This is a genomic window from Hyphomonas sp., assembly GCF_046313735.1.
Classification (GTDB): domain Bacteria; phylum Pseudomonadota; class Alphaproteobacteria; order Caulobacterales; family Hyphomonadaceae; genus Hyphomonas.
In genome coordinates this window covers 85,549-112,312 of the sequence record NZ_JBKBXW010000006.1, presented here as the reverse complement: position 1 = coordinate 112,312, position 26,764 = coordinate 85,549, and the positions used below count along the sequence as shown (strand labels likewise).

Annotated in this window: 19 protein-coding genes; 7 read left to right on the top strand and 12 right to left on the bottom strand. The window is 65.0% G+C overall.

The features are described from left to right. The first annotated feature begins 5 nt into the window (after positions 1 to 5). The 5 genes from ftsH (at position 6) to ACK4SV_RS04920 (ending at position 4,808) form a co-directional block, all read left to right on the top strand. Positions 6 to 1,931: an ATP-dependent zinc metalloprotease FtsH gene (gene ftsH / locus ACK4SV_RS04940; protein ID WP_409916690.1), complete on the top strand. Its 1,926-nt coding sequence runs from the start codon at positions 6 to 8 to the stop codon at positions 1,929 to 1,931. 133 nt (positions 1,932 to 2,064) lie between these two features. Next, the gene (locus tag ACK4SV_RS04935; RefSeq protein WP_409916689.1) at positions 2,065 to 2,880 is read left to right on the top strand and encodes a hypothetical protein; all 816 of its coding nucleotides are present in this window, start codon (positions 2,065 to 2,067) and stop codon (positions 2,878 to 2,880) included. A gap of 55 nt (positions 2,881 to 2,935) precedes the next feature. Then, complete coding sequence (locus ACK4SV_RS04930) at positions 2,936 to 3,601, top strand: hypothetical protein (protein ID WP_409916688.1); 666 nt, start codon at positions 2,936 to 2,938, stop codon at positions 3,599 to 3,601. Between the two features lie 40 nt (positions 3,602 to 3,641). Beyond that, complete coding sequence (locus ACK4SV_RS04925) at positions 3,642 to 3,956, top strand: hypothetical protein (RefSeq protein WP_409916687.1); 315 nt, start codon at positions 3,642 to 3,644, stop codon at positions 3,954 to 3,956. Between the two features lie 96 nt (positions 3,957 to 4,052). Further along, entirely contained in the window at positions 4,053 to 4,808 is a 756-nt protein-coding gene (locus ACK4SV_RS04920) for a YebC/PmpR family DNA-binding transcriptional regulator (RefSeq protein WP_409916686.1), read from the top strand. Positions 4,809 to 4,888: 80 nt separating this feature from the next. Here the strand turns inward: ACK4SV_RS04920 and ACK4SV_RS04915 are convergent, their stop codons facing one another. Together ACK4SV_RS04915 and ACK4SV_RS04910 are read right to left on the bottom strand one after the other, a co-directional pair. Continuing rightward, positions 4,889 to 6,070: a CaiB/BaiF CoA transferase family protein gene (locus ACK4SV_RS04915; RefSeq protein ID WP_409916685.1), complete on the bottom strand. Its 1,182-nt coding sequence runs from the start codon at positions 6,068 to 6,070 to the stop codon at positions 4,889 to 4,891. 56 nt (positions 6,071 to 6,126) lie between these two features. Next, positions 6,127 to 7,584, bottom strand: a complete 1,458-nt coding sequence (locus ACK4SV_RS04910; protein ID WP_409916684.1) for a protein adenylyltransferase SelO family protein — start codon at positions 7,582 to 7,584, stop codon at positions 6,127 to 6,129. 187 nt (positions 7,585 to 7,771) lie between these two features. Here ACK4SV_RS04910 and ACK4SV_RS04905 point away from each other — a divergent pair, with 187 nt between their 5' ends. Then, on the top strand, positions 7,772 to 10,714 hold the full coding sequence (locus ACK4SV_RS04905) for a TonB-dependent receptor plug domain-containing protein (protein WP_409916683.1): 2,943 nt from the start codon (positions 7,772 to 7,774) through the stop codon (positions 10,712 to 10,714). A gap of 127 nt (positions 10,715 to 10,841) precedes the next feature. On the opposite strand, the gene ACK4SV_RS04900 is transcribed toward ACK4SV_RS04905, so the two are convergent. The 10 genes from ACK4SV_RS04900 to ACK4SV_RS04855 all read right to left on the bottom strand — a co-directional run bounded on the left by ACK4SV_RS04900 (position 10,842) and on the right by ACK4SV_RS04855 (position 25,334). Continuing rightward, positions 10,842 to 13,166, bottom strand: a complete 2,325-nt coding sequence (locus tag ACK4SV_RS04900; protein ID WP_409916682.1) for a TonB-dependent receptor — start codon at positions 13,164 to 13,166, stop codon at positions 10,842 to 10,844. Between the two features lie 190 nt (positions 13,167 to 13,356). Next, entirely contained in the window at positions 13,357 to 14,316 is a 960-nt protein-coding gene (locus ACK4SV_RS04895) for an alpha/beta hydrolase (RefSeq protein ID WP_409916681.1), read from the bottom strand. 80 nt (positions 14,317 to 14,396) lie between these two features. Continuing rightward, positions 14,397 to 16,250: an AMP-binding protein gene (locus ACK4SV_RS04890; protein ID WP_409916680.1), complete on the bottom strand. Its 1,854-nt coding sequence runs from the start codon at positions 16,248 to 16,250 to the stop codon at positions 14,397 to 14,399. A gap of 93 nt (positions 16,251 to 16,343) precedes the next feature. After that, on the bottom strand, positions 16,344 to 17,693 hold the full coding sequence (gene glmM, locus ACK4SV_RS04885) for a phosphoglucosamine mutase (RefSeq protein ID WP_409916679.1): 1,350 nt from the start codon (positions 17,691 to 17,693) through the stop codon (positions 16,344 to 16,346). 22 nt (positions 17,694 to 17,715) lie between these two features. After that, positions 17,716 to 18,504, bottom strand: a complete 789-nt coding sequence (gene cysQ, locus ACK4SV_RS04880) for a 3'(2'),5'-bisphosphate nucleotidase CysQ (RefSeq protein WP_409916678.1) — start codon at positions 18,502 to 18,504, stop codon at positions 17,716 to 17,718. A gap of 15 nt (positions 18,505 to 18,519) precedes the next feature. Next, positions 18,520 to 19,377 (bottom strand): FKBP-type peptidyl-prolyl cis-trans isomerase, encoded by an 858-nt coding sequence (locus ACK4SV_RS04875; protein ID WP_409916677.1) that lies wholly within the window; start codon positions 19,375 to 19,377, stop codon positions 18,520 to 18,522. Positions 19,378 to 19,408: 31 nt separating this feature from the next. Continuing rightward, the gene (locus tag ACK4SV_RS04870; RefSeq protein ID WP_409916676.1) at positions 19,409 to 20,635 is read right to left on the bottom strand and encodes a threonine ammonia-lyase; all 1,227 of its coding nucleotides are present in this window, start codon (positions 20,633 to 20,635) and stop codon (positions 19,409 to 19,411) included. A gap of 96 nt (positions 20,636 to 20,731) precedes the next feature. Next, entirely contained in the window at positions 20,732 to 22,582 is a 1,851-nt protein-coding gene (locus tag ACK4SV_RS04865) for an SLC13 family permease (protein ID WP_409916675.1), read from the bottom strand. A 118-nt stretch (positions 22,583 to 22,700) separates the two neighbouring features. Further along, positions 22,701 to 24,569, bottom strand: coding sequence for a dipeptide ABC transporter ATP-binding protein (locus ACK4SV_RS04860; RefSeq protein WP_409916674.1), 1,869 nt, complete (start codon positions 24,567 to 24,569; stop codon positions 22,701 to 22,703). Positions 24,570 to 24,653: 84 nt separating this feature from the next. After that, positions 24,654 to 25,334 (bottom strand): OmpW/AlkL family protein, encoded by a 681-nt coding sequence (locus tag ACK4SV_RS04855; protein ID WP_409916673.1) that lies wholly within the window; start codon positions 25,332 to 25,334, stop codon positions 24,654 to 24,656. Positions 25,335 to 25,624: 290 nt separating this feature from the next. On the opposite strand from ACK4SV_RS04855, the gene ACK4SV_RS04850 reads away from it, so the two are divergent. Then, entirely contained in the window at positions 25,625 to 26,758 is a 1,134-nt protein-coding gene (locus ACK4SV_RS04850; protein ID WP_409916672.1) for an iron-containing alcohol dehydrogenase, read from the top strand. Positions 26,759 to 26,764: the final 6 nt, after the last annotated feature.

The following is a 26,764-nucleotide window of genomic DNA, read 5'->3' as shown; positions in this document are numbered from 1 at the left end:
CTGACATGAACGTCCGCAATCTGGCGATCTGGGGCGCGCTTGCCCTCCTCGTGATCGGTATGGCTGTCATGATGGGCGGCAATCCGGAAGTCGCCCGCGCGCAGCCTGCAAAGCTGTCGGAAATCTACAGCCTCGCCGAACAGGGCAGGCTGGCGGATGCGACGCTTGGCAACACGACGCTTGTCGTGCGCACCAGCGATGGCCGGCTGCTGAAAAGCGAGCTGCGCTCGCTCGACATGCGCACCGAGGAAGTCCTCAGCCAGAACAATGTCCCGTTTGAAGTGAAGCCGGATACCGGGCGCAACAATGTCGCCTCGATCCTCCTGTCGCTGCTGCCGATCCTGCTGATCGTCGGCTTTGTCTTCTTCATGATGCGCCAGATGCAGGGCGGGGGCGCGCGCGGCGCGATGAATTTCGGCAAGTCCCGCGCCCGGCTGCTGACCGAGAAGCATGGCCGCGTGACGTTTGACGATGTGGCCGGCGTGGATGAGGCGAAGGAAGAGCTGCAGGAGATCGTCGAATTCCTGCAGGATCCGTCCAAGTTCCAGCGCCTCGGCGGCAAGATTCCGAAAGGCGCGCTGCTGGTCGGCCCGCCGGGCACTGGCAAGACGCTGCTCGCCCGGGCTGTCGCCGGCGAGGCGGGCGTGCCCTTCTTCACAATCTCCGGCTCTGACTTTGTCGAGATGTTCGTCGGCGTCGGCGCCAGCCGCGTGCGCGACATGTTCGAACAGGCCAAGCGCTCGGCGCCGTGCATCATCTTCATCGACGAGATCGACGCGGTCGGCCGCTCGCGCGGCGCAGGCCTCGGCGGCGGCAATGATGAGCGCGAGCAGACGCTGAACCAGCTGCTGGTCGAGATGGACGGCTTCGAGGCCAATGAAGGCATCATCATTATGGCGGCTACCAACCGTCCGGACGTGCTGGACCCGGCGCTGCTGCGCCCCGGCCGGTTCGACCGGCAGGTGACGGTCGGCAATCCGGACATCATCGGCCGCGAGAAGATCCTGAAGGTGCACATGCGCAATGTGCCGGTGGCGAAGGATGTGTCGACCAAGACGATTGCGCGCGGCACGCCGGGCTTCTCGGGCGCCGACCTCGCCAACCTCGTCAACGAGGCGGCGCTGCTGGCCGCGCGGCGCGGCAAGCGGGTCGTCTCGATGCAGGAATTCGAGGACGCCAAGGACAAGGTGCTGATGGGACCCGAGCGCCGCTCGATGGTCATGTCGGAGAAGGAGAAGATCCTCACCGCCTGGCACGAGGCTGGTCACGCCATTGTCGCGATGAAGGTGCCTGCGGCAGACCCTGTGCACAAGGCGACGATCATCCCGCGCGGGCGCGCGCTGGGCATGGTCATGCAGCTGCCCGAAGACGACAAGCTGTCGATGTCGAAGATCGAGATGACCTCGCGCCTCGCCATCATCATGGGCGGGCGCGTGGCCGAAGAGCTGAAATTCGGCGATGACAATGTCACCGCCGGTGCAGCCTCGGACATCCAGCAGGCGACACGGCTTGCCCGCGCGATGGTTACCCGCTGGGGCTATTCGGACATCATCGGGCCGGTCGATTACGGCTCCGACCAGGGCGATGTGTTCCTCGGCCAGCAGCTCATGCAGTCGAGCCATATTTCCGAGGAGACCTCGCGCAAGATCGAGGAAGAAGTCCGCAAGCTGATCGAACAGGGCAAGGTGGATGCCCGTCATGTGATGACGGAATACCGGAAGGAATGGGAAGCGATCGCCAATGGCCTGCTCGAATACGAGACGCTGACAGGCGAGGAGATTGCCGAACTCCTGAAAGGCAATGCGCCGAGCCGCCCGGAGGAGTCGGATGATGATTCCGGCCCGTCTTCGGCTGTGCCGGTGATCGGCAAGCGCAAGAAGCCCAAGGAGGGCGGGGAAGGCATCGGCCCGGCTGAGCCGAACCCGGCCTGACGCGCCCCGGCGCTTTGGGAGTTAATTGAATTAATGCCTCCGGCTGTACCGGAGGCATTTTTCTTTTTCCGGGCACATTTCCGTCTGAATCCCCTGTAATCTCGCCGCCAGATCAAGGGAGCAGGAGGACACAATGCGGATCACCCATCTACTCGCAGGCGCAGCGCTGGCACTGGTGGCCGCCTGCGGGACGACCGTTCAAACCACGGCCGGCGCCGATTACCTCGCGCGCTATGATGGCAGTTATGATGTCGTGGCCGGGGCCAGCGGCTCTGAAGTCGACGGCGAGGTGCGCCGGATTGCGGCGGTCGAGCCGGATATCCGTTTTCCCGCGCGCATCGGCCTTGCGCGGATCGAGAATGGGCGCCTTGCCGCCATTCCGGAACGCGAGGCTGAGGCCTGGGCCGCGCTGGCCGAACAGCTGGACGGCGCCTATGGCGAGTTCGTGCCCGTGAGCCCGCTGATCGCGGCGATGGTGAGCCCGGCGCCGGCAGACCGGCATGGCGCGCGCTATGCGGGCGATACGATTGCCGATATCCGGCGCGGCGCCGCGCGCCAGCATCTCGACTATGTGCTGGCCTATGAAGTCGCGACCGCGCATTCCAGCCGGGGCAGCGCGATCTCGGCGGCGGACCTGACGGTGATCGGCATGTTCGTCCTGCCGGGACGCAGCGTGCAGGCAGAAGCCGCCGCCAGCGGCATCCTGATTGATGTGCGCAATGGCTATCCCTATGCCACGCTGACGGCGTTTGCAGACCGGCGCGGCCTGTCGCGCACGATCAATGCATGGGAAGTGCGTCAGGACATGCTGCGGGATGCCTCCGCCAAGGCGGTGCTGGAATTGGCCGGCGAGCTGGGCACGGCGTTGGAGCTTTTGAAAGTGGCCTCGGAGGAGAAGGCGGCCGCCGCTGCGAATGCTGCGCAGGAGGCCGCAGCCGGTGCAGGTTGAGCCTGCGGCCCGGTTTTGCTTGCCATATGAGGCAGGGGCGGTAGGGTCCGGGGCCATGATGATGAGACTGGCAGCCGCCCCCGCCTTCGCCCTGATCCTTGCCGCTTGTTCGCCGGCGTCTGCGCCGGAAGCTCCGTCCCCTGTGCCGCCCGAAGCTGCGGTGACGGAAACTGAAACTGAAACTGAAACAGCAGGCGTCAGCTTTGCCGAGGGCCTGTCCGCTTTGTGCGGGCAATCCTTCGAGGGGCGCGTCGTCTCCGACGATCCGATGGATGATGAGTGGCGGGCGAACCGGCTGGTCGTGCATGTGCGCGATTGTGCACCGGGCGAATTCCGCCTGCCGCTGAGTGTCGGCGAGGACCGCTCGCGCACCTGGGTGCTGACGACCATGGGGGAGGGCGGCGCCTGGGAGCTGCGCCATATCCACCTGCATGAGGATGGCAGCCCGGATGCGCTGACGATGTATGGCGGCTATTCGATTTCGGACCCGGATGCGTGGCGGCAGGAATTCCCCGCCGACCAGTCCACCAAGGATTTGTTCGACCAGGAAGGCATCCCGGTTTCGAAGGACAATATCTGGGCGATGGAAGTGCGCGCGGAGGAGCAGATCTTCGCCTATGAGCTCAGCCGCCCGAACCGGCTCTTCCGGGTCGAGGTGGACCTGTCGCGGCCGGTCGAGACGCCGCCGGCACATTGGGGCGAGCCTGCGGCTGAGGATTGAGTATCGCGGCGCGCCGGTCTTCACGCCGGTCAGCCGCTTCGTGCACCGTCCGCTGGACGGGGCCTTCCATACCGCGACGCGGTTCGAGCCGCCGATGCCGGCGCCCGTGCCGGGGCAGGGATGGCCGGTCTGGGTGCTGGAGCATCGCGGGCACACGCTGTTCTTCGCAAGCCCGGAGGAGATGGCGCATGTCGCCGATGTGCTGGGCCAGCGCGTGCTGGCGAAGCCCCGGCGGCTGGGCGAGGCGCTGTCGGCGGTGAATTCGCACTGGCTCTCGCGCATGGACAAGGCCTGGCTCAGCTGGAAGGTGCGCCAGGAGGTGGTGGTGAAACTGAAGGGCGCGCTGGCGGGTTGAGGTCCCTTCGGTCAGCCCGGTGCTTCCCATTCCGCTGCCCGCGCGATAGACAGCCCGCCACACCGCCGGAAATCATCCAGTATCAAGAGGTTCGTCATGGCCGGGCATAGCAAATGGGCCAATATCCAGCACCGCAAGGGCAAGCAGGACAAGAAGCGCGCCGTGCTGTTCTCGCGCCTGTCGAAGGAGATCACGGTCGCCGCCAAGATGGGCGGGCCGGACCCGAACATGAACCCGCGCCTGCGCCTCGCGATCCAGAACGCCAAGGGCGCCTCCGTGCCCAAGGACAATATCCAGCGCGCGATCGATAAAGGCCAGGCCGGCGGCGGGGCAGACTATGCCGATATCCGCTATGAAGGCGTTGGCCCCGGCGGCGTCGGCATCATCGTGGAGGCCTCCACCGACAACAAGAACCGTACGGCAACTGATGTGCGCTCGGCCTTCTCCAAGAATGGCGGGGCGCTCGGCACGACGGGGTCTGTCTCGTTCAATTTCGACCAGCTCGGCGAAATCGAATACCCGCTGGAAGCCGGCACAGCCGATGAGGTGATGGAAGCGGCGATCATGGCGGGCGCGAAGGACGCCGAGACCGATGAGGAAAGCCACTGGATCTATACCGAACGGGAAGACTTCGCCGCCGTCAGCGCAGCGCTCTCTGAAGAGCTGGGCGCAAAGGCAGAGCCGAAATCGGCCAAGATCATGTGGAAGGCAAAAGTAAACGTCTCCGTCGAGGGCGACAATGCCGACCAGCTGATGAAGCTGCTCGATGCGCTGGACGAGCTGGATGACGTGCAGAACGTCTATGACAATTCGGAGCTCTCCGAAGAGGAAATGGCGCGGCTCGCGGGGTAGGGCGGGGGAGCTGCGGCTCTCCGGATTTCGTCTGTGCACTGAATTTTACTGGGTCCCGGCGAATGCCGGGACCCAGCGCATCAGATGCCAAGCCCCAAACTCTCCAGTATCGTCTCATTGTCCGCCCCCGGCCGGGGCGGGGGTGTTTCGAGGCGGGCGGGCGTGGCGGAGAAGTGGACGGGGTGGCGCATCGTGCGGTAGGGACCGGCCTCGGGATGCTCCGCCTGCTGAAAGAAACCGGTTGCGGCAAGGTGGGGGTCGGTCAGGACGTCGGCAAGGTCGTTATAGCGCATGGCCGGGATATCGGCCTTGTCCATCAGGTCCAGCCATTCCTCGGTGGTGCGCGTGGCGGTGACTTCCTCGATCAGGGCGTACAGCTCCCCGATATGCTCCGTGCGTGCCTGATAGGTGGAAAAGCGCGGATCGGCGAACACGCCCGGGCGGCCGCCGATCTCGAAGAATCTCGCCCACTGGTCATCCGAATACGGAACAAGTCCGATATAGCCGTTCTTTGTGGGATAAGGGCGCCGGTTGGGATTGACTGAGCGGGTGTAGGCGAGGCGCCCATTGCCGGGCAGGAAGGTCTCTCCGTAAAGGTTCTCCACCATGTTGAAGAAGGTGAAGCTCTCCAGCATGGGCACCTGCACGAACTGGCCTTCGCCGGTGCGGGCGCGGTGAAAGAGAGCAGCGAGCGTCGCATAGACGGCAAAGAGGCCGGAGGTCTTGTCCGCAATCAGCGACGGGGCGTATTCCGGCCGGCCGCCCGAGCGTAAGGCATTCAGCGCGGCAAAGCCGGAGGCGCCCTGGATGAGATCGTCATAGGCCTGCCGGCGCTCATATGGCCCGCCCTTGCCGAAACCGGCGCAGTGCACATAGACGATGTCTTCCTTCAGGGCGCGGACGGTGTCGTAGCCGAAGCCGAGCCGTTCCATGCCGGCCAGGCGGACATTATGGAAGAATACATCGGCTGACTTCAGCAGCGCGGCCAGCGTCTCCTTCCCCTCCGGCGTGCGCGCATCCAGCGTGACGGCCTTCTTGTTGCGATTGAGCGCCATGTAGATCGGGCCGAGATCGCCGGTGGGCGAGGCGCCGGCATAGCGCATGATATCGCCATTGCCGGGCGGCTCCACCTTGATCACCTCTGCGCCGAGGTCTGCGAGGATCAGCGTCGCGAACGGGCCGAGCACGACCGAGCTCATGTCGATGATGCGCACGCCCGCGAGTGGGCCTGTCCGGGGGCCGGAGCGGGAATCTGTGGTCATGCGCGGGCCTCCTTGAAGGTGGGATGCCCGTTACTGCCTTGCCGCGCGGGCAGGGATCAAGGTGTCCCCCTGCGGAACTCAGAAGCGGTCAGGTCCAGCGCGAGGCGGGCGGCGTCTATATCGGCAATCTTTGCATCGAACAGGCTCCAGTCGTCTCCATCCGCGATAGGTGCCCACAGCGCTTCGACTTCCTCGATGACGAGACTTGCGGGGGAGGGGCGCTTGAAATAGGCGTGGCCGAGGCGTTCGGGCCGCACGGGGGTGCGGGCCTCCAGAAGCGCGCGGACGGGCGCGAAGCCGGCGGCGCGGTAGAGCGCTGCCTGCGGCGAGGCCTCGGCGCGCGCGGCGCTGAGCCCGCCGCCGAACCAGTCGAAAAAGGTCTGGTTCCACGCGGCGCCGCTTTCCGTCATCCAGCCATAGAAGGCTTGCAGGAGCTCGATGTCCTTTTCGGTGTTGCCGAGGGGTGCGAGGCCGAGCAGGGCATGAGTTTGGGCGATGAAGCTCTCCCGGTAGGCGGTCTCGTAGGGGGCAAGGGCCTTGGCGAGTTCATCGGCGTCGCCGAGCAGGAGGAGCGCAGAGGCGAGCTGCTGCAGGGCCCAGCCGCCCTGCACGGGCTGGCGGCCGAACCGGTAGAGGCCCTGGCCATCAAAATAGGCGGCGGTGAAGTTCGGGTCGGACACGGGCAGGAACCGCCAGGGGCCGAAATCGAAGGTTTCGCCCGTGATGTTGAAATTATCGGTATTCATCACGCCGTGAACGAAGCCGGCGGCCATCCACTGGCCGATCATGCGGCCGGTCTCGCGGGTGATGCATTCCAGCAGGGCGGCGACCTTGCGGCCCATCTCCGGATCGTCCGCCTCGGGATAGAATTCGGCGATGCAGTAATCGATGAGCGCGGCCATCGCCTCGCGGTCTTCCAGCCAGGCGCAGCGCTGGAAGCTGCCGAAGCGGATATGGCTGTGCGAGAGGCGCACGAGGACGGAGGAGCGGGTGGGGGAGGGCTCGTCATTGCGGTGGAGCTGCTCGCCGGTTTCGATCAGGCTGAAGGCCTTGGAGGTGTAGACGCCGAGGGCTTCGAGCCAGTTTGCGGCGAGGATCTCACGGACGCCGCCCTTCAGGGTGAGCCGTCCATCGCCCTGGCGGGAATAGCGGGTCTGGCCGGAGCCCTTGGTGCCGAGGTCGAGCAGGCGGCCCTGCCGATCTCGCACCTGCGCAAAAAGGAAGCCGCGCCCGTCGCCGAGTTCGGGATTGTAAACGCCGAACTGGTGGCCGTGATAGCGCAGCGCGAGCGGCTCGGCGAGATTTCCCGGAACAGGCGCAAATGCACCGAAATGCGCGATCCAGGCTTCGTCCGCCAGCTGGTCCAGCCCGGTCTCTTCTGCCCAGCGCTGGTTGCGCCAGCGCAACACATGGCGCGGAAAATCGGCTGCCGCTGCGGCATCCCCGATCCATTGTGCAATGCGAAGGATCGGGGGCGCCCCCTTCGGCACGTCTGAATCAGATGTGTTTTCCATTATTTTCAATCCTTTGCGAGTGGGAAGCGCCATACTTCGGCAGCCCCAAAGTTCCAAAAAGACATGCAGCGGCGCAGCACAACTGACCCCTTCCCGCAACGTCATTCGCGCAGCAGAGTGGTAGATGTCTAGTTTGTTACAAGCGGCATAAGCTTGCGCAAAGACAAAGTATAATGGGAGGAAACGAATGAACCATTTCAAGGAATTGCTGTTCTGTGCGTCGGCCATTGCGCTTGGCGGGAGTATGACAGCGCAGGCGCAGGAAGATGAAAACCAGCGCCGGCTCACCACCGTTACCGTAACCGGCTCGTTCATCCAGGGTACGCCCGAGGATGCCGCGCTGCCCGTGGATGTCCTGACCGCAGAGGACCTGCGCCTCCAGGGCAATCCGTCAGCGCTTGACCTGATCAAGTCCCTGCCAGTCTCCAGCGGCGTGCTCGGCGATACGAACCAGTTCGATGGCCGCGCACAGGGCTCGGAGGGCTCCGGCACCATCAACCTGCGCGGCCTTGGTGCCTCGCGGACCCTGGTCCTCCTTGATGGCAAACGCCTCGCCCCCAACCCGTTCGCCTTTGCAGGTAACGGCTCGGTCGATACCAATATCCTGCCGCTTGCCGCTGTGGGCCGGATCGAGATCCTGAAGGATGGTGCGGCGGCCACTTATGGCTCTGACGCTGTCGCCGGCGTGGTCAACTTCATCACCCGCCGCAACTTTGAAGGGTTCGAGGTCGGCGGCGACTACAAGTTCGTTGATGGATCGGATGGCGACTATACGCTGAGCGCCGTCGGTGGATGGAACATCGGCACAGCCAACTTCCTTCTCGCTGCCGGTTATCAGAAGCGCTCGGAGCTGCCGACTACGGAGCGGGATTGGGCACTGCAGGACTTCCTCAGCAACCCGCAAGGCGGCTGGTCACTCGTTGGTAATCCGGGCGCCTTCCTGCCGGTCAGCGCGGCGTTTTCTCCCGTGCAGGGAGTGACCCGCGATCCGGCCTGCGGAAACTTTGCCGGCATTCCGCTGGTGACTGGCACAACGCCGGTCTGCGGCTTCCAGTTCACTCCGTTCGACAACATCACCGAGGAAGAGAAGCGGTATCAGATTCTCGGAAAGGCTGATTTCGAGCTTGCGCCCGCGCACAACCTCTCTGTGCAGGCATTCTATTCGGCGACGGAAGTACCGAAGATCGCCTTCTCGCCGTCCTTCCCGCCAGTCGGCGGGGCCAGCGCGCCGACGGCGGACGCCTCGCTCATTCCGGGGCAGTTCTTCGTGCCCGCGAACAATCCGGGCTTCCAAGCCCTGGTGGCGCAGAACCCGACCCTTGTGCCCGGATCGACTGCAGGGGTCTTCCTCATTGCAACCCGTCCGCTGGGCTTCGGCGGCAACGCACTGGCCGGCGGCCGGGGTTCCGAACGCAGCTACCGGGAGTATGAGCACTATCGCTTCTCGGCCGAGATGAAAGGCGAACTGACCGAAGGCATCAATTACACTGCCTCAGTCACAACCGGTTCACAGGTTGGTCGTCGCACGAACGAGGATACGATCGTCAACCGCTACGCGCTCGCGCTACGCGGCCTTGGCGGTACGGGCTGTAACGTAGCTGCGAATACGCCCGGCCAGAACGGGTGCCTCTGGTTCAACCCGTTCTCCACCGGGATCCAGACCAATGTGGTCACCGGGCAGACCAACCCGAACTATGTCGCCTCGACTGCAAACTCCAACGAAGTGCTCGACTTCTTCCTGACAGACTCCTTCACCGAGCAGGAAATGAAGCTGACCGTGTTCGAAGCGGTGCTTGACGGCATGCTGCCGATCACGCTCGGCGGCGGCCAGGTCGGCTGGGCTTTCGGCGGCCAGTTCCGCCAGGAAGAGTTTGACCGTCAGTATAACGACATAGCAAACCTGAATGTCACACCGTGTATCGCCACGGTGACAACGGGCACGACAACCTGTGCCCAGCCGGTTGGCGCGCTCGGCTTCCTCGCCGGCTCACGCCCACTGAATGCCTCGCGCGACGTGAAGGCGGTGTTCGCTGAGTTCAACCTGCCGCTCACGGAAGATATCAACGCTCAGGTTGCCGCGCGCTATGAAGACTATGGCAGCGGCATCGGCTCGACCTTCGATCCGAAACTGTCGGTGCGTTGGCAGGTGGCCGATCCGCTTGCCCTGCGGGCTTCGGTCGGCACGACCTTCCGCGGTCCGGCCCTGACGCAGACTGCGACCGGCGCTGTTACCTCGCTGCAGAGCGTGGGCGGCACCTTCCGGGCCGTCGACATCGCTGGTAACCCTAACCTGACCCCGGAAAGCGCGTTCACTTACAATGTCGGCGCAATTGTCCGGACTGGCGGCCTGCGCGCCACGGTGGATTACTGGAGCTTCGACTTTGACGATTCCGTCATTGCCGAGCCGGTTGCCAGCATGGTTGCTGCCATGTTCCCGACCGGCCAGCCGAACAATTGCGGCAACCCGGCCTTCGCAGCGCTGGAGGCGCGCTTCACCTTTACCGGTGCCTGCGCGGTCGGCAACGTGTCGCGCCTGTCGACGCAATATGCCAACGGCCCGAACATCAAGACCTCGGGTATCGACGTCAGCGTCGATTACACCTTCGAAGATGTGGGCCCGGCCAGTTCCGACCTGACCCTCGGCTTCGCGGGCAGCCGCGTGCTGAAATATGATGTCGGCGAGGTGACGGTCGAAGGCATCCGCGTGGGCGCGCCGTTCTCGGCCGTCGGCTTCCTGAACTTCCAGACGGTGGCCACCCCGCTGCCGGAGCTGAAGTTCGAAGCCTATGCCAATGTCTCGACCGACAACATAAATGCCCGCCTGACGGCCCGTTACATCGGTGAGTATGAAGACCAGCGCACGGGCCTCTTCACGGCGCCGAACCCGAACTGGCCGACACCGGGCATCGTCCTGCCGCAGGGCCAGACGATTAAGTCGTTCACCAGCTACGATGCAACGGTTGTCTGGCAGCTACCCTGGCAGACAACAGTGTCGGCGACGGTCGAGAATATTCTCGACACCGACCCGTCATTTGCCCGCCTTGAACTGAACTATGATCCGTTCACGGGCAGCCCGATTGGCCGGACCTTCAAGCTGGGCGTGACCAAGCGCTTCGGCCCCGGCAGCTGACAGGCTGTATGAATGAAACGAAGGCGGCTCCCGGAAACGGGGGCCGTTTTTTATTGGGCGGCTTTCAGCGCGCAAAAGAAAAGGGCGGCCGCGAGGCCGCCCTTCCTGTTTGTGCGCGAGGCTGGGATCAGCCGCGGATCGACAGTTCGATGCCGATGGTGCGGCCGGGCTGCAGCGGCTGGAAGGTGCCAGCGGCCGGGCGCGGATCGAACGGGGCGTTGACGCCGTTGGACAGGTTCTGCCCGCCCGGCACAGCGCCGGCGAGCGCGCCGCCGAACGGAACCTGCGTGTCACCACCTGCGACGACTTCGTCGAGCAGGTTCTTGCCGAACAGCGAGACCGAGAGGCCGCGAACCGGCGTGTTCCAGGTCAGGTTCGCGTCCAGCATGTCGGCCGGGTTGATCCAGCCCCAGTTATTGTCCGTGTACGCGAACTTGTCGCGGTGCTGGTAGTTCGCGCGGGTGACGAGCGAGCCCCAGTCCTTGAGGTCGAGGTCATGGATGAAGCCGAAGCCATAGGTTGCCTGCGGCACGCGGGGCAGGGCCAGGGCCAGGTCTTCCGGGCCAATCGAGCCATTGCCCGAAATGTCGAAGATGACCTTGGTGTATTCCGCATCAATCAGGCCGACATTGGCCGTCACGAGGAAATTGTCGGTCAGGGCGTAGCGGCCTTCAACCTCGAAGCCCAGAATGTCCGCATCCGCCGTATTCACGATCGTCTGCGCGACGCCCGAGGTCGGCGAGGAGAGGTTCAGCTCGCGCTGCATGTCTTCGATCTGGTTGAAGAAGACAGCGGCGTTGAGCAGGCCCCGGCGATCCTCGGTTTCATACTTGAAGCCGATTTCGTAGGCATTGACCTTCTCTTCGTCAAAGGCGCGGCTGCCGCCCGGCGGGAACAGAGCTTCGAAGGCGAGCGCGTTGGTGATGCGGAAGTTATAGCCGCCCGAGCGCACGCCCTGGGTGTAGTGGCCATAGAACTGCATCAGGTCGGTCGCGGTATACTGGAAGCCGATCTTCGGGTTGAGGTTCGACCAGCTCTGCTTGTCGGCAAAGCCGTTCGGCTCGCCCGGCACGAACGGGTTGGTGCCGGTGATCGGGCAGGTGCCCTGAACCACAGAGCAGAACGGGCGCGGGCGCACATAGGTGATCCGCACGTCCTTTTCCTCGTTGCCGTAGCGCAGGCCGAAGATGCCGGTCCATTTGTCCGTGAACGCATAATCGATCTGGCCGAAGATGCCCCACACGGTGTGGTCCTGGAAGCCGCCGCCATTGAACTGCGCGGCCGAGGCCGTCGGCAGGTTGCGCCGCTCGGTATAGGCGATTTCCTGATTGAAGTAGAAGACACCTGTGGTGATGTCGGCCTTGCCGAAGGTGCCGGCATAGCGCAGCTCGTTGGAGATCTGCTCCTGCGTCAGTTCCGTGTCCGAATGGAACAGGAAGAGCGGCAGGGCGTCGATGTCACCGTTCGAGGTGGAATCGAGATCGCGGTAGCCGAAGATGTTGGTGATCCGGCCATTGCCGAAGCTGACATCATAGTCCGTACGCAGCGTCGCGAAGATCGTTTCGTTGCGGTAGCGGCCGATATTGTCGACGGCGAGGTCGAAATTGTTGCGGTCATAGACGCCGGAATTCTTCGCCGCCGGGCCGTCCGTGATCGTGGAGAAGTATTCGATCTTGCCGAGCATGGTGAGATCGGCGGTCGGGGTCCACTCCAGCGCGCCGCGCGTGATATAGGTCAGCGCTTCGCCGATATTGCCGTTGTCGAACTTGTTGTTGAAGTAGCCGGAATCATAATTCCAGTAGGCGCCGATCTTGCCGTTCAGCTTGCCGTCCACGAGGGGGCCGGAGACGGTGGCCTGGGCGATGGTCGATGGGCCGCCGCGACCGGAATCGATCGGGCCTTCATGCGTCAGGCGGGCCTTGTACTGGAAATCGCTCGTCGGGTTACCGGTGTTGATCAGCACCGCGCCGCCGGTCGTGTTGCGGCCGAAGAGGAGGCCCTGGGGCCCGCGCAGGATTTCGACGCTGTCGAGATCGAACAGGTCAAGCACCACGCCATTGTTCACGCCGAGATACACGCCATCGACGAACACGCCGACGGTCGGGTCGATCGAGGGGATCGAGGAGTTGATGCCGAGGCCGCGGATCGAGAAGTTCGCGGTGCCGCGCGCGGTGCCGATGTCCTCAAGCTGCACGTTCGGCGAGGAGTAGGACAGGCTCTGGATGTCGCGCACCTGAAGGGCTTCCAGCGTGTCGGAATTGAACGCGGTGATCGCGACCGGCACGTTCTGGACGTTCTCGACATCGGCTTTCTTCGTCGCGGTGACGGTGACCGTGCCAAGGACGCGCTCGATGGCGGATTCGCGGGTCGTTTCTTCTTCCTGGGGGAAGGCCGGGCCTGCGAGCAGGAGGGCTGCCGAGGCGGTCGACAGCAGGAGTTTGTTGAAAGTCATTTCCGGGAGTTTCCTCTACTTGGTTTATTGATGCCGGCGGGATCTGCGGTGGACAGCCCGGACCAGTCACGGGTCGGAAGTAGAGTCAGGGAGTAAATATTGAACAACCGGCGCGCAGACGAGGCGCGTTAATCTGCAAGGTGTTGCGGGCAGGTCACGGATGCCGCCGGGGCAGGCGCTGCGGCAAGCTTCAAAGCGCGCCCAAAGCCCGGCCCGTGATCTCGCCGGCCTCGCGAAGCGCGCTGCGGGCGGTGGCCGACATATGGGTGAGGTTCAGGAAGCCGTGCACCATGGACGGGTATTCCTTGTCCGTGACATGCACGCCCATCGCGCGGAGGCGCGCGCCATAAGCGAGGCCTTCATCGCGCAGCGGGTCCCAGCCGCACACGATGATATGCGCCGGCGGCAGGCCGCTCAGCACATCCTCCCCGCCGAACAGCGGCGAGACGCGCGGGTCCATATAGGTGGCCGGGTCGGGCAGGTAGTGGCTGCGGAAGAATTCGAACAGGCCGACCGAGATGAAAAAGCCGCTTTCCTGTGGGGGCATCTTCTTGCTGCGGATGTCTGCGAACTGAAGCAGCGGGTAGAGCAGCAGCTGGAAGGCCGGCATCGGCCCGGCCTGGCGGCGCATTTCCTGACAGAGGAAGGCGGCGAGGTTTCCCCCCGCGCTGTCGCCTGACACGGCGAGCCGGGCGGGATCCATGCCGAGGCTGGCGGCATGTTGCGACAGCCAGAGCCAGACGGCGAGGGCATCATCGTGCGCACACGGAAAACACGTTTCTGGCGCGAGGCGGTAGTCAATGGCCAGCACCCGGCAGCGGGAGCCTTCGGCGAGGCGCCGGCAGATCATGTCATGCGTGTCGAGATCGCCCAGCACGAAGCCGCCGCCATGCAGGAAGAGGATGCCCGGTCCCGGCGGCAGGCCTGCGCCCAGCGGCACATAAAGGCGCGCCTTCAGCGGGGTCCCGGCGCCGCCGGGCACCGTCACAGGCACGACTTCAGCGAGCTCCGGGGCATCCGGCTCAGCCGAATAGTCCACCTTGAAGAATTGCTGGCGCAGGCCCTCAATCGGCACGCGCAGGTCCGGCGGGTGCAGGCCGGCGACGCTGAACCGTTCTTTCAGGCTGCGCAGAGCATCATCGAAGGACATGGACCATTCCCTTGCCGCACATTCCGGCCTTGTGAAGGCGGGCGTGCGGCAAGGCAAGGGTCAGCGGCATTTGCGGAACGCTAAAGTTGAACAACACCCGGCGCGAGGGGCTCGGCATAGAGGGCCTGCACAAGTCCTGCCCGACGCGACTGGACGAGGCGCTGGTTCACATAGCCCTTGTCGGTGATCTCGCCGGCATCAATGCTCGGCGGCTCGGTCATCACCATCAGCCGCTTGATGCGGCGGGAGGAGCCCGGCTCGCCGGAATTGAAGGCAGCCGCCTTGCGGGCAAGGTCGCCGACGAGCGCGGCAAAGCCCTTGGCCGGGTCGCCGGCGGCCTTGATGTATTGTTCGGCGGCCACGGGGGAGGGCCAGATCAGCGCAGTGGCAAAATCCTTGTCCTGCCCGCAGATCACGGCGTCGAAGATCAGCGGCGAGCAGGCGGCCACAAAATCCGGCCGCAGCGTGCCGACAGAGACCCAGGTGCCGGAGGAGAGCTTGAAATCCTCGCCGACGCGGCCGTCAAAGATCAGGCCCTGGTTGGGGTCAGCCTCATCGACGAACTTCACGGCATCGCCGAGGCAGTAATAGCCCTCCTCGTCGAACACTTCGGCGTTCTTTTTCGGGTCGTTCAGATATCCCGGCATCACGCTCGGGCCCTTCACGCGCACTTCCAGCTTCTCGCCATTCGGCACGAGTTTCAGCGTCATGCCGGGCAGGGGCAGGCCGATCAGGCCGACACGCTCGACTTCCCAGTGCACCACCGTGATGCCTTGCGTCTCGGTCGCGCCATACATGGTGATGATCGGAATGCGCCGGCCGGTCGCGTTGATCGCAAGGTTCTGGAGCCGGTCATAGAGGTCGTCCGACAGCGTCGCGCCGCCATAGCCGACCGAGCGCATATTCTTGAAGAACGCCTTCAGCAGGCCCTCATCCTGCTCCATCGCCTCGGCCAACATGGCGAGCGCGATCGGCGCCGTGCCGAAGGTGGATGGGCTGCATTCGTGGATGTTGCGGATCGTGTTGTGGAACAGGGCCGGGGTAGGCTTGCCATTGTCGATCCAGAACACCGCCCCGTTCCAGATCGCGCCGTTGAAGTTCACGTTCGAGCCGGAGATGTGGTTCCAGGGCAGCCAGTCCAGCACATTGTTGACCTGATCGGGATCGTATTCCGGATCGCGGGCATCATCGCGCAGGCCTTCCTGCCCGCCGATCATCGAGCACATCGCGCCCTGCGTCGTCGGCACCGGCTTCGGCATTCCGGTCGAGCCGGAGGTGAAGAGGTATTTTGCGATGCTGGCATCGGTCAGGCGGTCCATCGCGGCGGCGACAGCATCGGTCGGCGCGGTCGCGGCGAGGTCGTCATAATGGCGCACGGTGTTGTCGCCGCCGGGGTCTGCGCTGACGATGGTGCAGTTTGAGGCGCCAAGGGACGCGATGGCCTTCTGGAAGGGCGCAAGCTGTTCGGCAAAGATCACCGCCGGTTTCACGGCCTCGAAGCAATGCTTCAGCTTGTCGTAATCGGTCGACATGGTCGAGTAGGGCACCGAGATCGGGGCCGCCGGCGCGCCGATCTTCTGCGCGGCGAGGATCACCATGGCCGAGCGCACGGAGTTGCCCGACAGGATCATCACCGGCGCATCCGGCCCGGCGCCAAGGTCGAGGAAGCCCTGCGCGAGCGCATCGGTGATGCGTTTCGCCTCGCCATAGGTCACGCCCGCCCATTCATCGGTGACGGGATGGCGTTCCTGGATGAACATCCGGTCGGGGTGTTCGGCGGCGCGTTCGTCAAGGCAGTGCGGAACGGTGCGGGGCCGCTCGCCCGGCGCCTGGCGCGCGCGGATATAGATTGCCTCGCCCTTGCGGGTCATCTCGACATCGGGCGCCTTCATCGGCAGGAGCCGGAAAGGCGGCAGGGTCTGGCCCTCAGCCATGGTGAATTCCTCCGCAGACTTATAAATTGTTGCTGCGGAAGTCTAAGCGCGCAGCCCCCCGGCGCAACAGGTGACGCGGCGCAAAGGCCTGTTTCAGCGCGCGCCTGCCGCCTCGCGGATAACGCCGGCCACCTGTTCCAGCGCCTCCAGCATCAGGCCTTCCTCCAGCGCCTCGGCCATGACGCGGATCAGCGGCTCTGTGCCGGATTTGCGCACGACAAGCCGGCCGGACGCGCCAAGCCTCGCTTCGGCGTCGGCAAGGGCGGCCCTGACCTCATGCGTTTCGAGCGGGTTTGCGCCGCTATAGCGTATGTTGACCAGCTTCTGCGGGGCAGGGGTGAAGACGCGCAGGAGGTCTGACGCCTTGCCGCCGCGTGCGGCGAGAACGGAGAGGACATGCAGGCCCGCGAGCAGCCCGTCCCCGGTCGTGGAGACGTCCGAGAGGATAATGTGCCCGGACTGCTCGCCGCCAAGGTTCATGCCGCGCGCGCGCATTTCCTCGGCCACATACCGGTCGCCGACCTTTGTGCGTGTGAGCGCGAGCCCGAGGGATTTCAGATACTCGCCAAGGCCCATATTCGACATGACAGTTGCGGCAATGCCGCCGCCCTTCAGGCGGCCTGCCCGGTGCATGTCGCCCGCGATCAGCGCCATCACCTGGTCGCCGTCGACCTCTGCGCCCGTCTCGTCAATCACGATCAGCCGGTCGGCGTCGCCATCGAGCGCGATGCCGATATCTGCGCCGGTCTCAAGCACGGCGGCTTTCACCTCGCCTGTCGCAGTTGATCCGTACCCGGCATTTATGTTGAGGCCGTCCGGCGCATTGCCGATCACGGTCACATCTGCGCCAAGGCGGGCAAGCGCGGCGGGCGCCGTCTCAAAGCCCGCGCCATGGGCGCAATCGAGCACGATCTTCAGTCCCCGGAAATCCGTATCCGGAGAAAGTGTTTCAAGGCAGCGCGCCACATAGCGCTCCCCGGCGCCCGCAAGATCAGCGGGCTCGGCGATTTTTTCCGGGGGCGGGAAGGGGCCTTCGAGCGCGCGCGCCATGGCCGCCTCCAGCGCCTCTTCGGTGGCGTCATCAAACTTGATGCCCTCGGGGCTGAAGAGTTTCAGGCCATTGTCATCGGCCTTGTTATGGCTGGCAGAGATCATCAGGCCGAGGGCTGCGCCGGTCTCGCGCGCCATCAGCGCAACGGCAGGGGTGGGCACGATACCAAGGCGGACGGGGGTGAGACCCATTGAGGTCAGCCCTGCGATCAGCGCGGCCTCGATCATCTCGCCGGACCGGCGCGTGTCGCGGCCGATCACGACCTCGCGCCCGCCGTCGGGAGCAAAAGTTCTGGCGCAGGCGATGGCAAGGCGCAGCGCGGTCTCGGCGGTCATCGGCGGCTGGTTGACCCGCCCCCGGATGCCGTCTGTTCCGAAATACTGGCGCGCCATGCTTTCCTCCGGGCCTCGCCGGTCAGCGCGGCGTGACATCCCCATAGACCACGAAATGCGGATTGTCATAGCCGCGCTCGCGCTTGCCATAAAGCAGCGGCGCGCCGTCCAGCGTCAGCACACGGCCCCCGGCGGCTTCGACAATCGCCTGCCCGGCAGCAGTGTCCCATTCCATCGTGCGGCCATGGCGGGGATAGAGGTCAGCCTCCCCGGCAGCGACGAGGCAGAATTTGAGCGCCGAGCCGGCGCCCTTGATCTCGGCCACGGTATAGCGGGAGAGCCATTCATCCGTTTCCGGACTGCGATGGGATTTGGAGGCAACCGCTGTCAGCCCGCCGGCGGGGGCTGGGCGCACCCGCAGGGGCGTGCGCTCTGAAGGTACCGGCCCGCCGGGCGCGGCGTCGGCCTGCCAGGCTTCGGACGGGCTCTCGGCCACGAACAGCCGGTTCAGCGCCGGGGCATAGATCACGCCCATCACCGGGCGGCCATGTTCGATGATGGCGATGTTCACGGTGAACTCGCCATTCTTCGCGACGAATTCCTTGGTGCCATCGAGTGGGTCGACCAGCGCAAAGCGGCTGCCATGGTCGGGCACATGGCCGTCCGCAACAGATTCTTCGGCGATCACCTGCAGGCCCGGATCAAGCGCGGCGAGGTGCTTGAGGATAATGGCTTCTGCCGCCCCATCCGCTTCGGTCAGCACCGAGCGGTCGTCCTTATGGCTCACCCCGAAATCCGTGCGGTAGATTCGCATGATCTCCTCGCCAGCCGCCAGCGCAATGGCGGCAAGCGCCGTCCCCGTCACAATCATTCGGGCGTCTCCGGCTCAGCGATAGATTTCGAGGAGTTCGACTTCGAACTGCAGCGCCGCGCCGGGCGGGATCACCCCATCCGGCGTGCCGCCCGGGCCATAGGCCAGCTCAGCAGGGATATAGAGCATCCAGTGATCGCCGGGCCGCATCAGCTGCAGCGCCTCGACCCAGCCGGGGATCAGCCGGTTTGCCGGGAAGGCAGCCGGCTCGCCCCGCTCATAGGAGGAGTCGAACATGCTGCCATTCGCGGCGAGGCGGCCTTCATAATGCACCGAGACATACTGTTCCCCGCGCGGCGTCGGCCCGGCGGGATCACCGCTCTTCAGAACCACATATTCAAGGCCCGATCCGGTCTTCACCACGTCCGGATTGCTGGAATCCCAGGGGCTCAGGCGCTCCCAGGCCGCGGTGTCGGAAACCTTGGGCGCGACTGTGCCCAGCAGCGAGACGTAGAAGACAAGGTCATCGCCCGCCTTGATGAAAGGTCCGCGCGCCTGGTTGCCATAGGCAAGCCGGTTGGGGATGTAGAACAGGAAGGAATCGCCGGGCGCCATCTGCTGCAGGCCAAGGGTCCAGCCGGGGATGACCTGGTTCAGACGAAACTCCGCCGGTGTGCCCCGGTCAAAGGAGGAGTCGAATTTCTCCCCGCTCGGCAGGCGGCCTTCATAATGCACGCGCACGCGGTCTTCCGGGGACGGATTGTCGCTGAAGGCTTTCGCGACGCCGGGGTCTGCAGCCATGTTCATATCTTCTTCCTGACCGGGCGATGCGGCCTGTTGCTGGCTCCCATTGGCAGGGGCGGTGACGGGATTGGGGGCGCAGGCAGCCAGCACAAGGGCGAGGGCAGACGCAGCGGTGAACAGTCGGACCATGGGTCAGGGCCTTTCCGGGAATAGCTGATTTCTAGAGCGGGCGCGGCGGATAGCCGGCCATCGCAAGCGCGTCGATGACTTCCTGTGTATGCTGGCTGTCGCGCGTTTCCATCAGGATGTCGAACTCGGCGCCCTTGGCCGGCACATCCAGCGCAATGCGGTTATGGGCGACTTCCATGATATTGGCGCCATTGTCGCCGATGATCTTCGAGACGACCGCCAGCAGGCCCGGCCGGTCATCACCGACGATGCGGATGCGGGCGAGCCGGTTCTCGCGCACCAGCGCGCGGGTCAGCACCGAAGCGAGCAGGCGCGTGTCGATATTCGCCCCGCAGAGGACCAGCCCGATCTTGCGGCCATAGAAGCGCGAAGGATGCGCCAGCAGCGCGGCGAGGCCGGCGGCGCCCGCGCCCTCGGCAATCGTCTTCTCGACCTCGACGAACAGGGTGATCGCGCGTTCGAGATGTTCTTCCTCGACGAGGACCACATCATCGACCACCCGCTCGCAGATGCCGCGCGTGATCTCGCCAACCTCTTTCACCGCGATGCCTTCGGCAATCGTCGCGCCGCCGGTCTTCGCCGTGCGGCCGCGCATGGCGCCGTGCATCGCGGGGTACATGGCCGTCTGCACACCGATGACGCGGATTTCCGGCTTCAGCGCCTTGGCCGCAATCGCCATGCCGGAGATCAGCCCGCCGCCGCCGATGGGCACGACGAGCGTATCGAGGTCCGGATTGTCGGCCAGCATTTCCAGCGCGACCGTGCCCTGGCCGGCGATGATGTCGGCATCGTCAAACGGGTGGACGAAGGTCAGCCCCTCGCGCTCGCACACATCATAGGCATGGGCCTTGGCCTCATCGAAGGTCAGGCCTTCCAGCAGGACGCGCGCGCCATGGTCGCGGGTATGCTCCACTTTGTTGAAGGGGGTGGTCTGCGGCATCACGATGGTCGCCGGAATGCCGAGGCGCCGGGCATGATAGGCCACGCCCTGCGCATGGTTGCCGGCCGAGGCCGCAATGACGCCCCGGCGTTTCTCGGCGGCGGTCAGCTTGGAGAGCTTGTTGAGCGCCCCGCGCTCCTTGAAGGCGGCGGTGTATTGCCGGTTCTCGAACTTGATCCAGACCTCGGCGCCGGTGATGGCCGACAGCGTCTTGGAATGGGCAAGCTCGGTGCGTTCGATATTGCCTTCGAGGACCCGCGCAGCAGTCTGGACATCCGCAAGGGTCACGGGCAGGTCGGGGGTGTGTGTATCGGGCATATTTAAGGGTCCGGCAAAGGCGCGCGCACCCTATGCGGGGCAGGGGGGGAAGACAAGTCAGCGGGTGCGGGTGCAGGCCCCCGGCTCAAGAGGGCCTCACAGCGGCCAGACGACCAGCAGCAGCGGCACACTCACCGCGATCACCAGAACCTCCAGCGGCAGGCCGAGTTTCCAGTAATCGCCGAAGCTGAAACCCCCGGGGCCGAGGATCAGCGTATTGTTCTGGTGGCCGATGGGCGTGAGGAAGGCGCAGGAGGCGCCAATCGCCACCGCCATAAGGAAAGTGTCGGGGTTGACCCCCAGCGCCGCCGCGATGCCGATGGCAATCGGGCAGAGCACCGCCGCCGTCGCCGCATTGTTCATGACATCCGACAGGCACATCGTGACGACCAGAACGACCACCAGCGCTGCAACCGCATTGCCCTGCGCGACCGTGTCGACCAGGAAGCGGGCCAGCAGGTCTGCCGCGCCGGTCGCCTGCATTGCCCCGGCCACGGGGATCAGCGCGCCCAGCAGCACGATGACCGGCCAGTCGATGGCGGTATAGACCTGCCGGGGCGGCACGGTGCGCAGCAGCATCGAGGCAATCACCCCCAGCGTGAAGGCCGCCGCCGCCGGCAGGAGGCCGAGCGTCGCTATGCCGACAGAGCCCAGCATGATGGCCCCGGCAATCAGCGCCATCCGCTTGTCGGGGATGCGCAGCTCCCGTTCGCCAAGGGGCACGCAGCCGGTATCGTTGATGAAATCCGCCATCACTTCGGCCGGCCCCTGCATCAGCAACAGGTCGCCGGATCTGAGTTCCAGAGTGCGCAGGCGCGCGCGGGGCGGATGGCCTTCGCGGGAGACGGCGAGCAGATTGAGGCCATAGCGCGTGCGCAGGCGCAGGTCGCTCGCCGAGCGCCCCACAATGGTCGAGCCCGGCAGCACGGCCAGTTCGCGCAGCACGATGTCCTCGTCGCGGCTGGACGTGTCGTCGTCCTCGTCCTTCTGATCCTCTTCGTCCCTGCCGGATGGTGCCGGTGCTTCGGCGGGCGCGTCCTTGGCCGCTTCGGAGGCGGGGACCTGTTCCTCCAGCTTGATGCCGAAGGCTGACAGCGCCGCTGTCAGCGCCTCAAGGTCTGCGTCCAGCGTCAGGATATCGCCCGCGCGGATGCGGCGGCCGCCATGCGGGGCGATCATGCGCACTTCATTGCGTACCAGGCCGATGATCTGCGCGCCGCTGTCCTCGAACCCGCGCTCGAAGGCGCGCAGGGTCATGCCCACCGCCTTGCTCTCCTCCGGCACGCGCACTTCGGTGAAATAGGTGCCGGTCTTGAATGCGCCGTCTGAAGCGGCCTTGCGCGCGGGTACGAGCCGCCAGCCGATGAGCACGACAAACAGCACGCCCGCGACCGCCACGGCGGCGCCCACGGGCGTAAAGTCGAACATTGCAAAACCGCCGAGGCCGGCCTCGGCCCGGAAACCGGAGACGATCAGGTTCGGCGGTGTGCCGATGAGCGTCGTCATGCCGCCGAGGATGGTGCCGAAGGCCAGCGGCATCAGCACCTGTCCGGGCGCAAGGTCCAGCCGCGCCGAAAGCTGCACGGCAATCGGCATCAGAAGCGCCATCGCGCCGATATTGTTCATGAAGCCGGAGAGCAGCGCGCCCAGCCCCATCAGCGCCGCCATGCTGGTCAGCCGCCCAGCCGTTCGCGGCAGGGCGGTGCGGGCCAGCCAGTCGACCGCGCCGGTATTCTGCAATCCCTGGCTTAGCACCAGCACGCAGGCGACCGTGATCACCGCCGGATGCCCGAAGCCGGCAAACGCATCGCCCGCCGGCACCACGCCGGCAACGACGCACGCCATCAGCGCCATCAGCGCAACAATATCATGCCGCAGCCGCCCCCACAGGAACACTGCCATCGTCGCCGCCAGAATGGCAAAAACCAGCATCTGCGCAGGCGTCATGAAGGGGCTCTCACAGGCAGGGGTCCGGAAGGCGGCATCAGACCACCCCTCCCGGAAGGACGCCACACCAATTCGTTGATTACCTGAACCAAACGTGCGGGGCGGGCCCCGGTTCCGCCTAAGCCCTCAGCCCCTCCGTGCCCAGCATGGGGTCGTGTTCGGCGACCCAGTGCTGGGGGGCGATTTCGACGAGCTGGGCCTGGTATTGGTCCGCATCCGGATCATCGATGATCTTGGATTTGAGGAAGCGCAGCGCCGCGCGGCTGTCGAGGGGGCTCGGCAGGTCGCCGGTCAGGCGCACGCGTTCCCGGGCGCGCTCGCCCTTCGGGTCGGCGTTCGGCACGGCAGCGATGAGCCCGCGCGTATAAGGGTGGCGGGCATTCTCATAGATCTCCGTCCGCCCGGCGAGTTCCACGATCCGCCCGAGATAGAGCACCATGACCCGGTGGCTGATCTGGCGCACGACGGCGAGGTCGTGGCTGATGAAGATCATCGCCAGGCCAAATTCCTTCTGCAGCTCTATGAGCAGGTCCACGACCTGCGCCTGCACCGACACATCCAGCGCCGAGACCGCCTCATCGCAGATCACGAGCTTCGGTTTCAGGATCATCGCGCGGGCGATGCCGACGCGCTGGTTCTGGCCGCCGGACAGCTCATGAGGATAGCGGTTAATGAGGTTCGGATCGAGGCCGACACGGGGCAGGATCTCGCGGACTTTCTCCTCCCGCTGCGCCTTGCTGAGGGAGGGGGCGTGCACCAGCAGCGGCTCGGCAATCGAGGCGCCGATGGTCATGCGCGGGTCGAGGCTGGCGAGCGGGTCCTGGAAGACGATCTGCAGGTCGCTGCGCAGGCCGTCCATCTCCCGGCGGCTGACCTTCGAGATGTCGCGGCCCAGCCACGCCACCGTCCCGGCTGAAGGCGGGATCAGCCGCAGCACGCCGCGCGCCAGGGTGGACTTGCCGCAGCCGGATTCGCCGACCACGCCGAGCGTCTCGCCGGGCCGCAGGTCAAAGGTGACGCCATTCACCGCCTTCAGCGGCTTGCGCTTGCCAAAGAAGCCGCCCTTCACCTGGATCGGGAAGTGGACCTTCATGTCCTCGACCTTCAGGACCGGCGCGGTCTCTGCCGGCGGGGCAGGCGACAGCGGCGGGCGGCCCGGCGGGTCGGGCAGGTCGAGGCGCGGTACGGCTGACAGCAGCATCTTCGTATAGTCGTGCTGGGGCGCATAGAAGATGTCATCGACCGAGCCCTGCTCGACGATCTCGCCATAACGCATCACGATCACCCGGTCGCACATCCGCGCGACGACGCCCATATTGTGGGTGATCAGCACGATGCCGGTGCCGGTCTCGCGTTTCAGCTCATCCATCAGCTCCAGCACCTGCGCCTGCACGGTCACGTCCAGCGCGGTCGTCGGCTCGTCGGCGATCAGCAGTTTCGGGCCACACAGCATCGCAATGGCGATCATCACGCGCTGGCGCATCCCGCCGGACAGCTCATGCGGGAACTGGTCCATCCGCCGCTCGGCTTCCGGAATACGCACATGTTCCAGCCATTCGATGCAGCGCCTGTTCGCTTCCTCGCCGGTCAGCTTCTGGTGCAGGGCGAGGATTTCGCGCATCTGCGCGCCCACCGTCATATGCGGGGTCAGGCTGGTCAGCGGGTCCTGGAAGATCATCGACATCTCGGCCCCGCGAATTTTTCGCAAGGTGGGGGCCGAAGCGCCGATCATTTCTGTCCCGGCAAAGCGGATACTGCCGGTGGCGGTGCCATTGCCGGCGAGCAGGCCCATCGAGGCAAGCGCCGACTGGCTTTTGCCCGAGCCGCTTTCCCCGACGATGCCGAGGCATTCGCCGGGCGCGACATCAAAGGAAATGCCTTTGACGGCATTCACGACGCCGTCCGGCGTGTCGAAATTGATCCTGAGATCCTGAACAGTCAGAAGTGTCATGGCCCCAATGAGTAGGGCCCTGACACCGGCACGCAAGCTTTTCGCGCAGATTTCAAGCCAGTAGGCAGCGCCGCGTGCGGTGGAATGGCACGCGGCGCCAGCTTCCGGGCAGGGGGGGCGTCAGAATTTATAGCCCAGGCCTACACCGACGATCAGCGGGTTGATGTCGACATCGGCCTTCACTTTGGCCCCCAGCGCTGTTGTGAAGTCCACTGTCACATCCGTGCTGATCCAGACCTTCTTGATGTCGAGGTTCAGTGCCCAACCGCCAGGCACACCGTCGAGATCATAGTCAACGCCGACCTGCAGGGCCGGGCCGAAGCTCGACTTGTAGTCGATGCCATCGGCAACGGGCCCGGCATCCTCATTGAAGAAGAATGTCGCGTTGACCCCGGCGCCGACATAGGGCGTCCAGCGGCTGTCATTGTGGAAATGGTACTGCAGGGTCAGAGTCGGCGGCAGGAGCCAGACATCGCCGAGATCGATATTGGCATTCGTCAGCGCGCCGGGGACGGTGACGCGGGTCGCTCTCACATCATGCGGCGTCACGCCAAGGATCAGCTCGGCCGCGATGTTGCGCGTGAAGAAATATGTGATGTCGAGTTCCGGGACATACTGATCGCTGATGTCCACGCCGCCTTGCAGATTTGTGTTGCCAACGGACAGCTTGCCGCTTTCATCCGGCATGACACCGATCACGCGGGCGCGCACCATCCAGGGGTTGTCTTCGGCCTCAGCGAGGCCGGCGAAGCCGGTCATCGCAACGCCTGCCATCAAGGCTGATGCAAGAAACTTTTTCATGAGGAAAACCTGCTCTTTGTGTGGAGGATGGGCCTTCGGTAGTCCTCTGTATTTGCTTGGAAAATGACCCAGTTTGACGCGCGGCGGCGAGCCGCGCGGCAGATGCGCCCGACTAGGCATTCGTCCGTATTGAGACTAAGTTTGCAGTGCGCAAGGATGATCGAATCTCCCGGCCGGGTGCGGAAGGTGGAGCTGGCCGGTATCCGTTCGTGCCGTAAGGGCAGGCTTGCGCCGGGCCGCGTCAGTTGGGAAATGGGGCAAGCCTTGTTTTTCCAACCGGAGTCCGGCCGATGCCCGTGTTCAACTTCCTTACCCAGTGCGTGTTCGATTCAGGGGCGCTGATCCAGCTCGGCAAGCTCGCGAAATCGCGCGGAATAACGCGCCCCTTCATCGTCACGGATGCGGGCATCAAGGCGTCCGGCATCCTAGCAAAGGTCGAGGACGCGCTCGGCGTCGCCCCGGCGGGCGTCTTTGCCGAGACGGTTCCGAACCCGACCGAGACGCAGGCGAAGGTCGCCGCCCAGCTATACAAGGAGTCCGGCGCGGACGGAATTATCGCGGTCGGCGGTGGCTCCTCGATGGACCATGCCAAGGCCATCGGCCTGCTGGCGACACATGATGAGCCGCTGGAGGTCTATGCGGCGGACATCGGTGGCTCGAAGAAGATCGGCGTGATCCCGCCGCTGATCGCCATCCCGACAACGTCCGGCACCGGTTCGGAAGTCTCCATCGGCATGGTCATAACGATGGAGAATGGCCGCAAGGAAACCTTCGCCGCGCGCAACCTCATCCCTGTCATCGCGCTCTGCGATCCGGACCTGACGCTCGGCCTGCCCGCCCACCTGACAGCGGCGACCGGCATGGACGCGATGACCCATTGTATTGAGGCGGTTCTGACCCCCACGATCAATCCGCCGGCCGAAGGCATCGGCTATGACGGCGCCCACCGGGCCTATGGCATGGGCATGCTGCAGCGCGCCGTGCGCGACGGCTCGGACGCCGAGGCGCGCTGGCACATGATGATGGCAAGCTATGAAGGCGCGCTCGCCTTCGTCAAAGGGCTCGGCGGCGTCCATGCGCTCAGCCATGCGGCGGGCCGGCTGCACCACAAGAAGCTGCACCATGGCACGCTGAACGCGGTGTTCCTGCCGCATATCCTGCGTTTCCATCACGGGGCGGCCGACGACAAATATGCCCGGCTGCGCAGCGTCATGGGCCTGAAGCCCGGCGCCGACCTCGCCGATGCGATCCAGGACCTGAACGACGCCATCGGCATCCCGAAAACCCTGCGCGCGATGGGCCTTGCCGAGGAAGACGGTCCCGGCGTGGTCGAGTTCGCGCTGAAGGACCTTGCCCATGCTGGCAATCCCCGCCCGATGAGCGCAGAGGATTACGAGATGGTCTACACCACAGCGCTGGGGTGAGGGGGC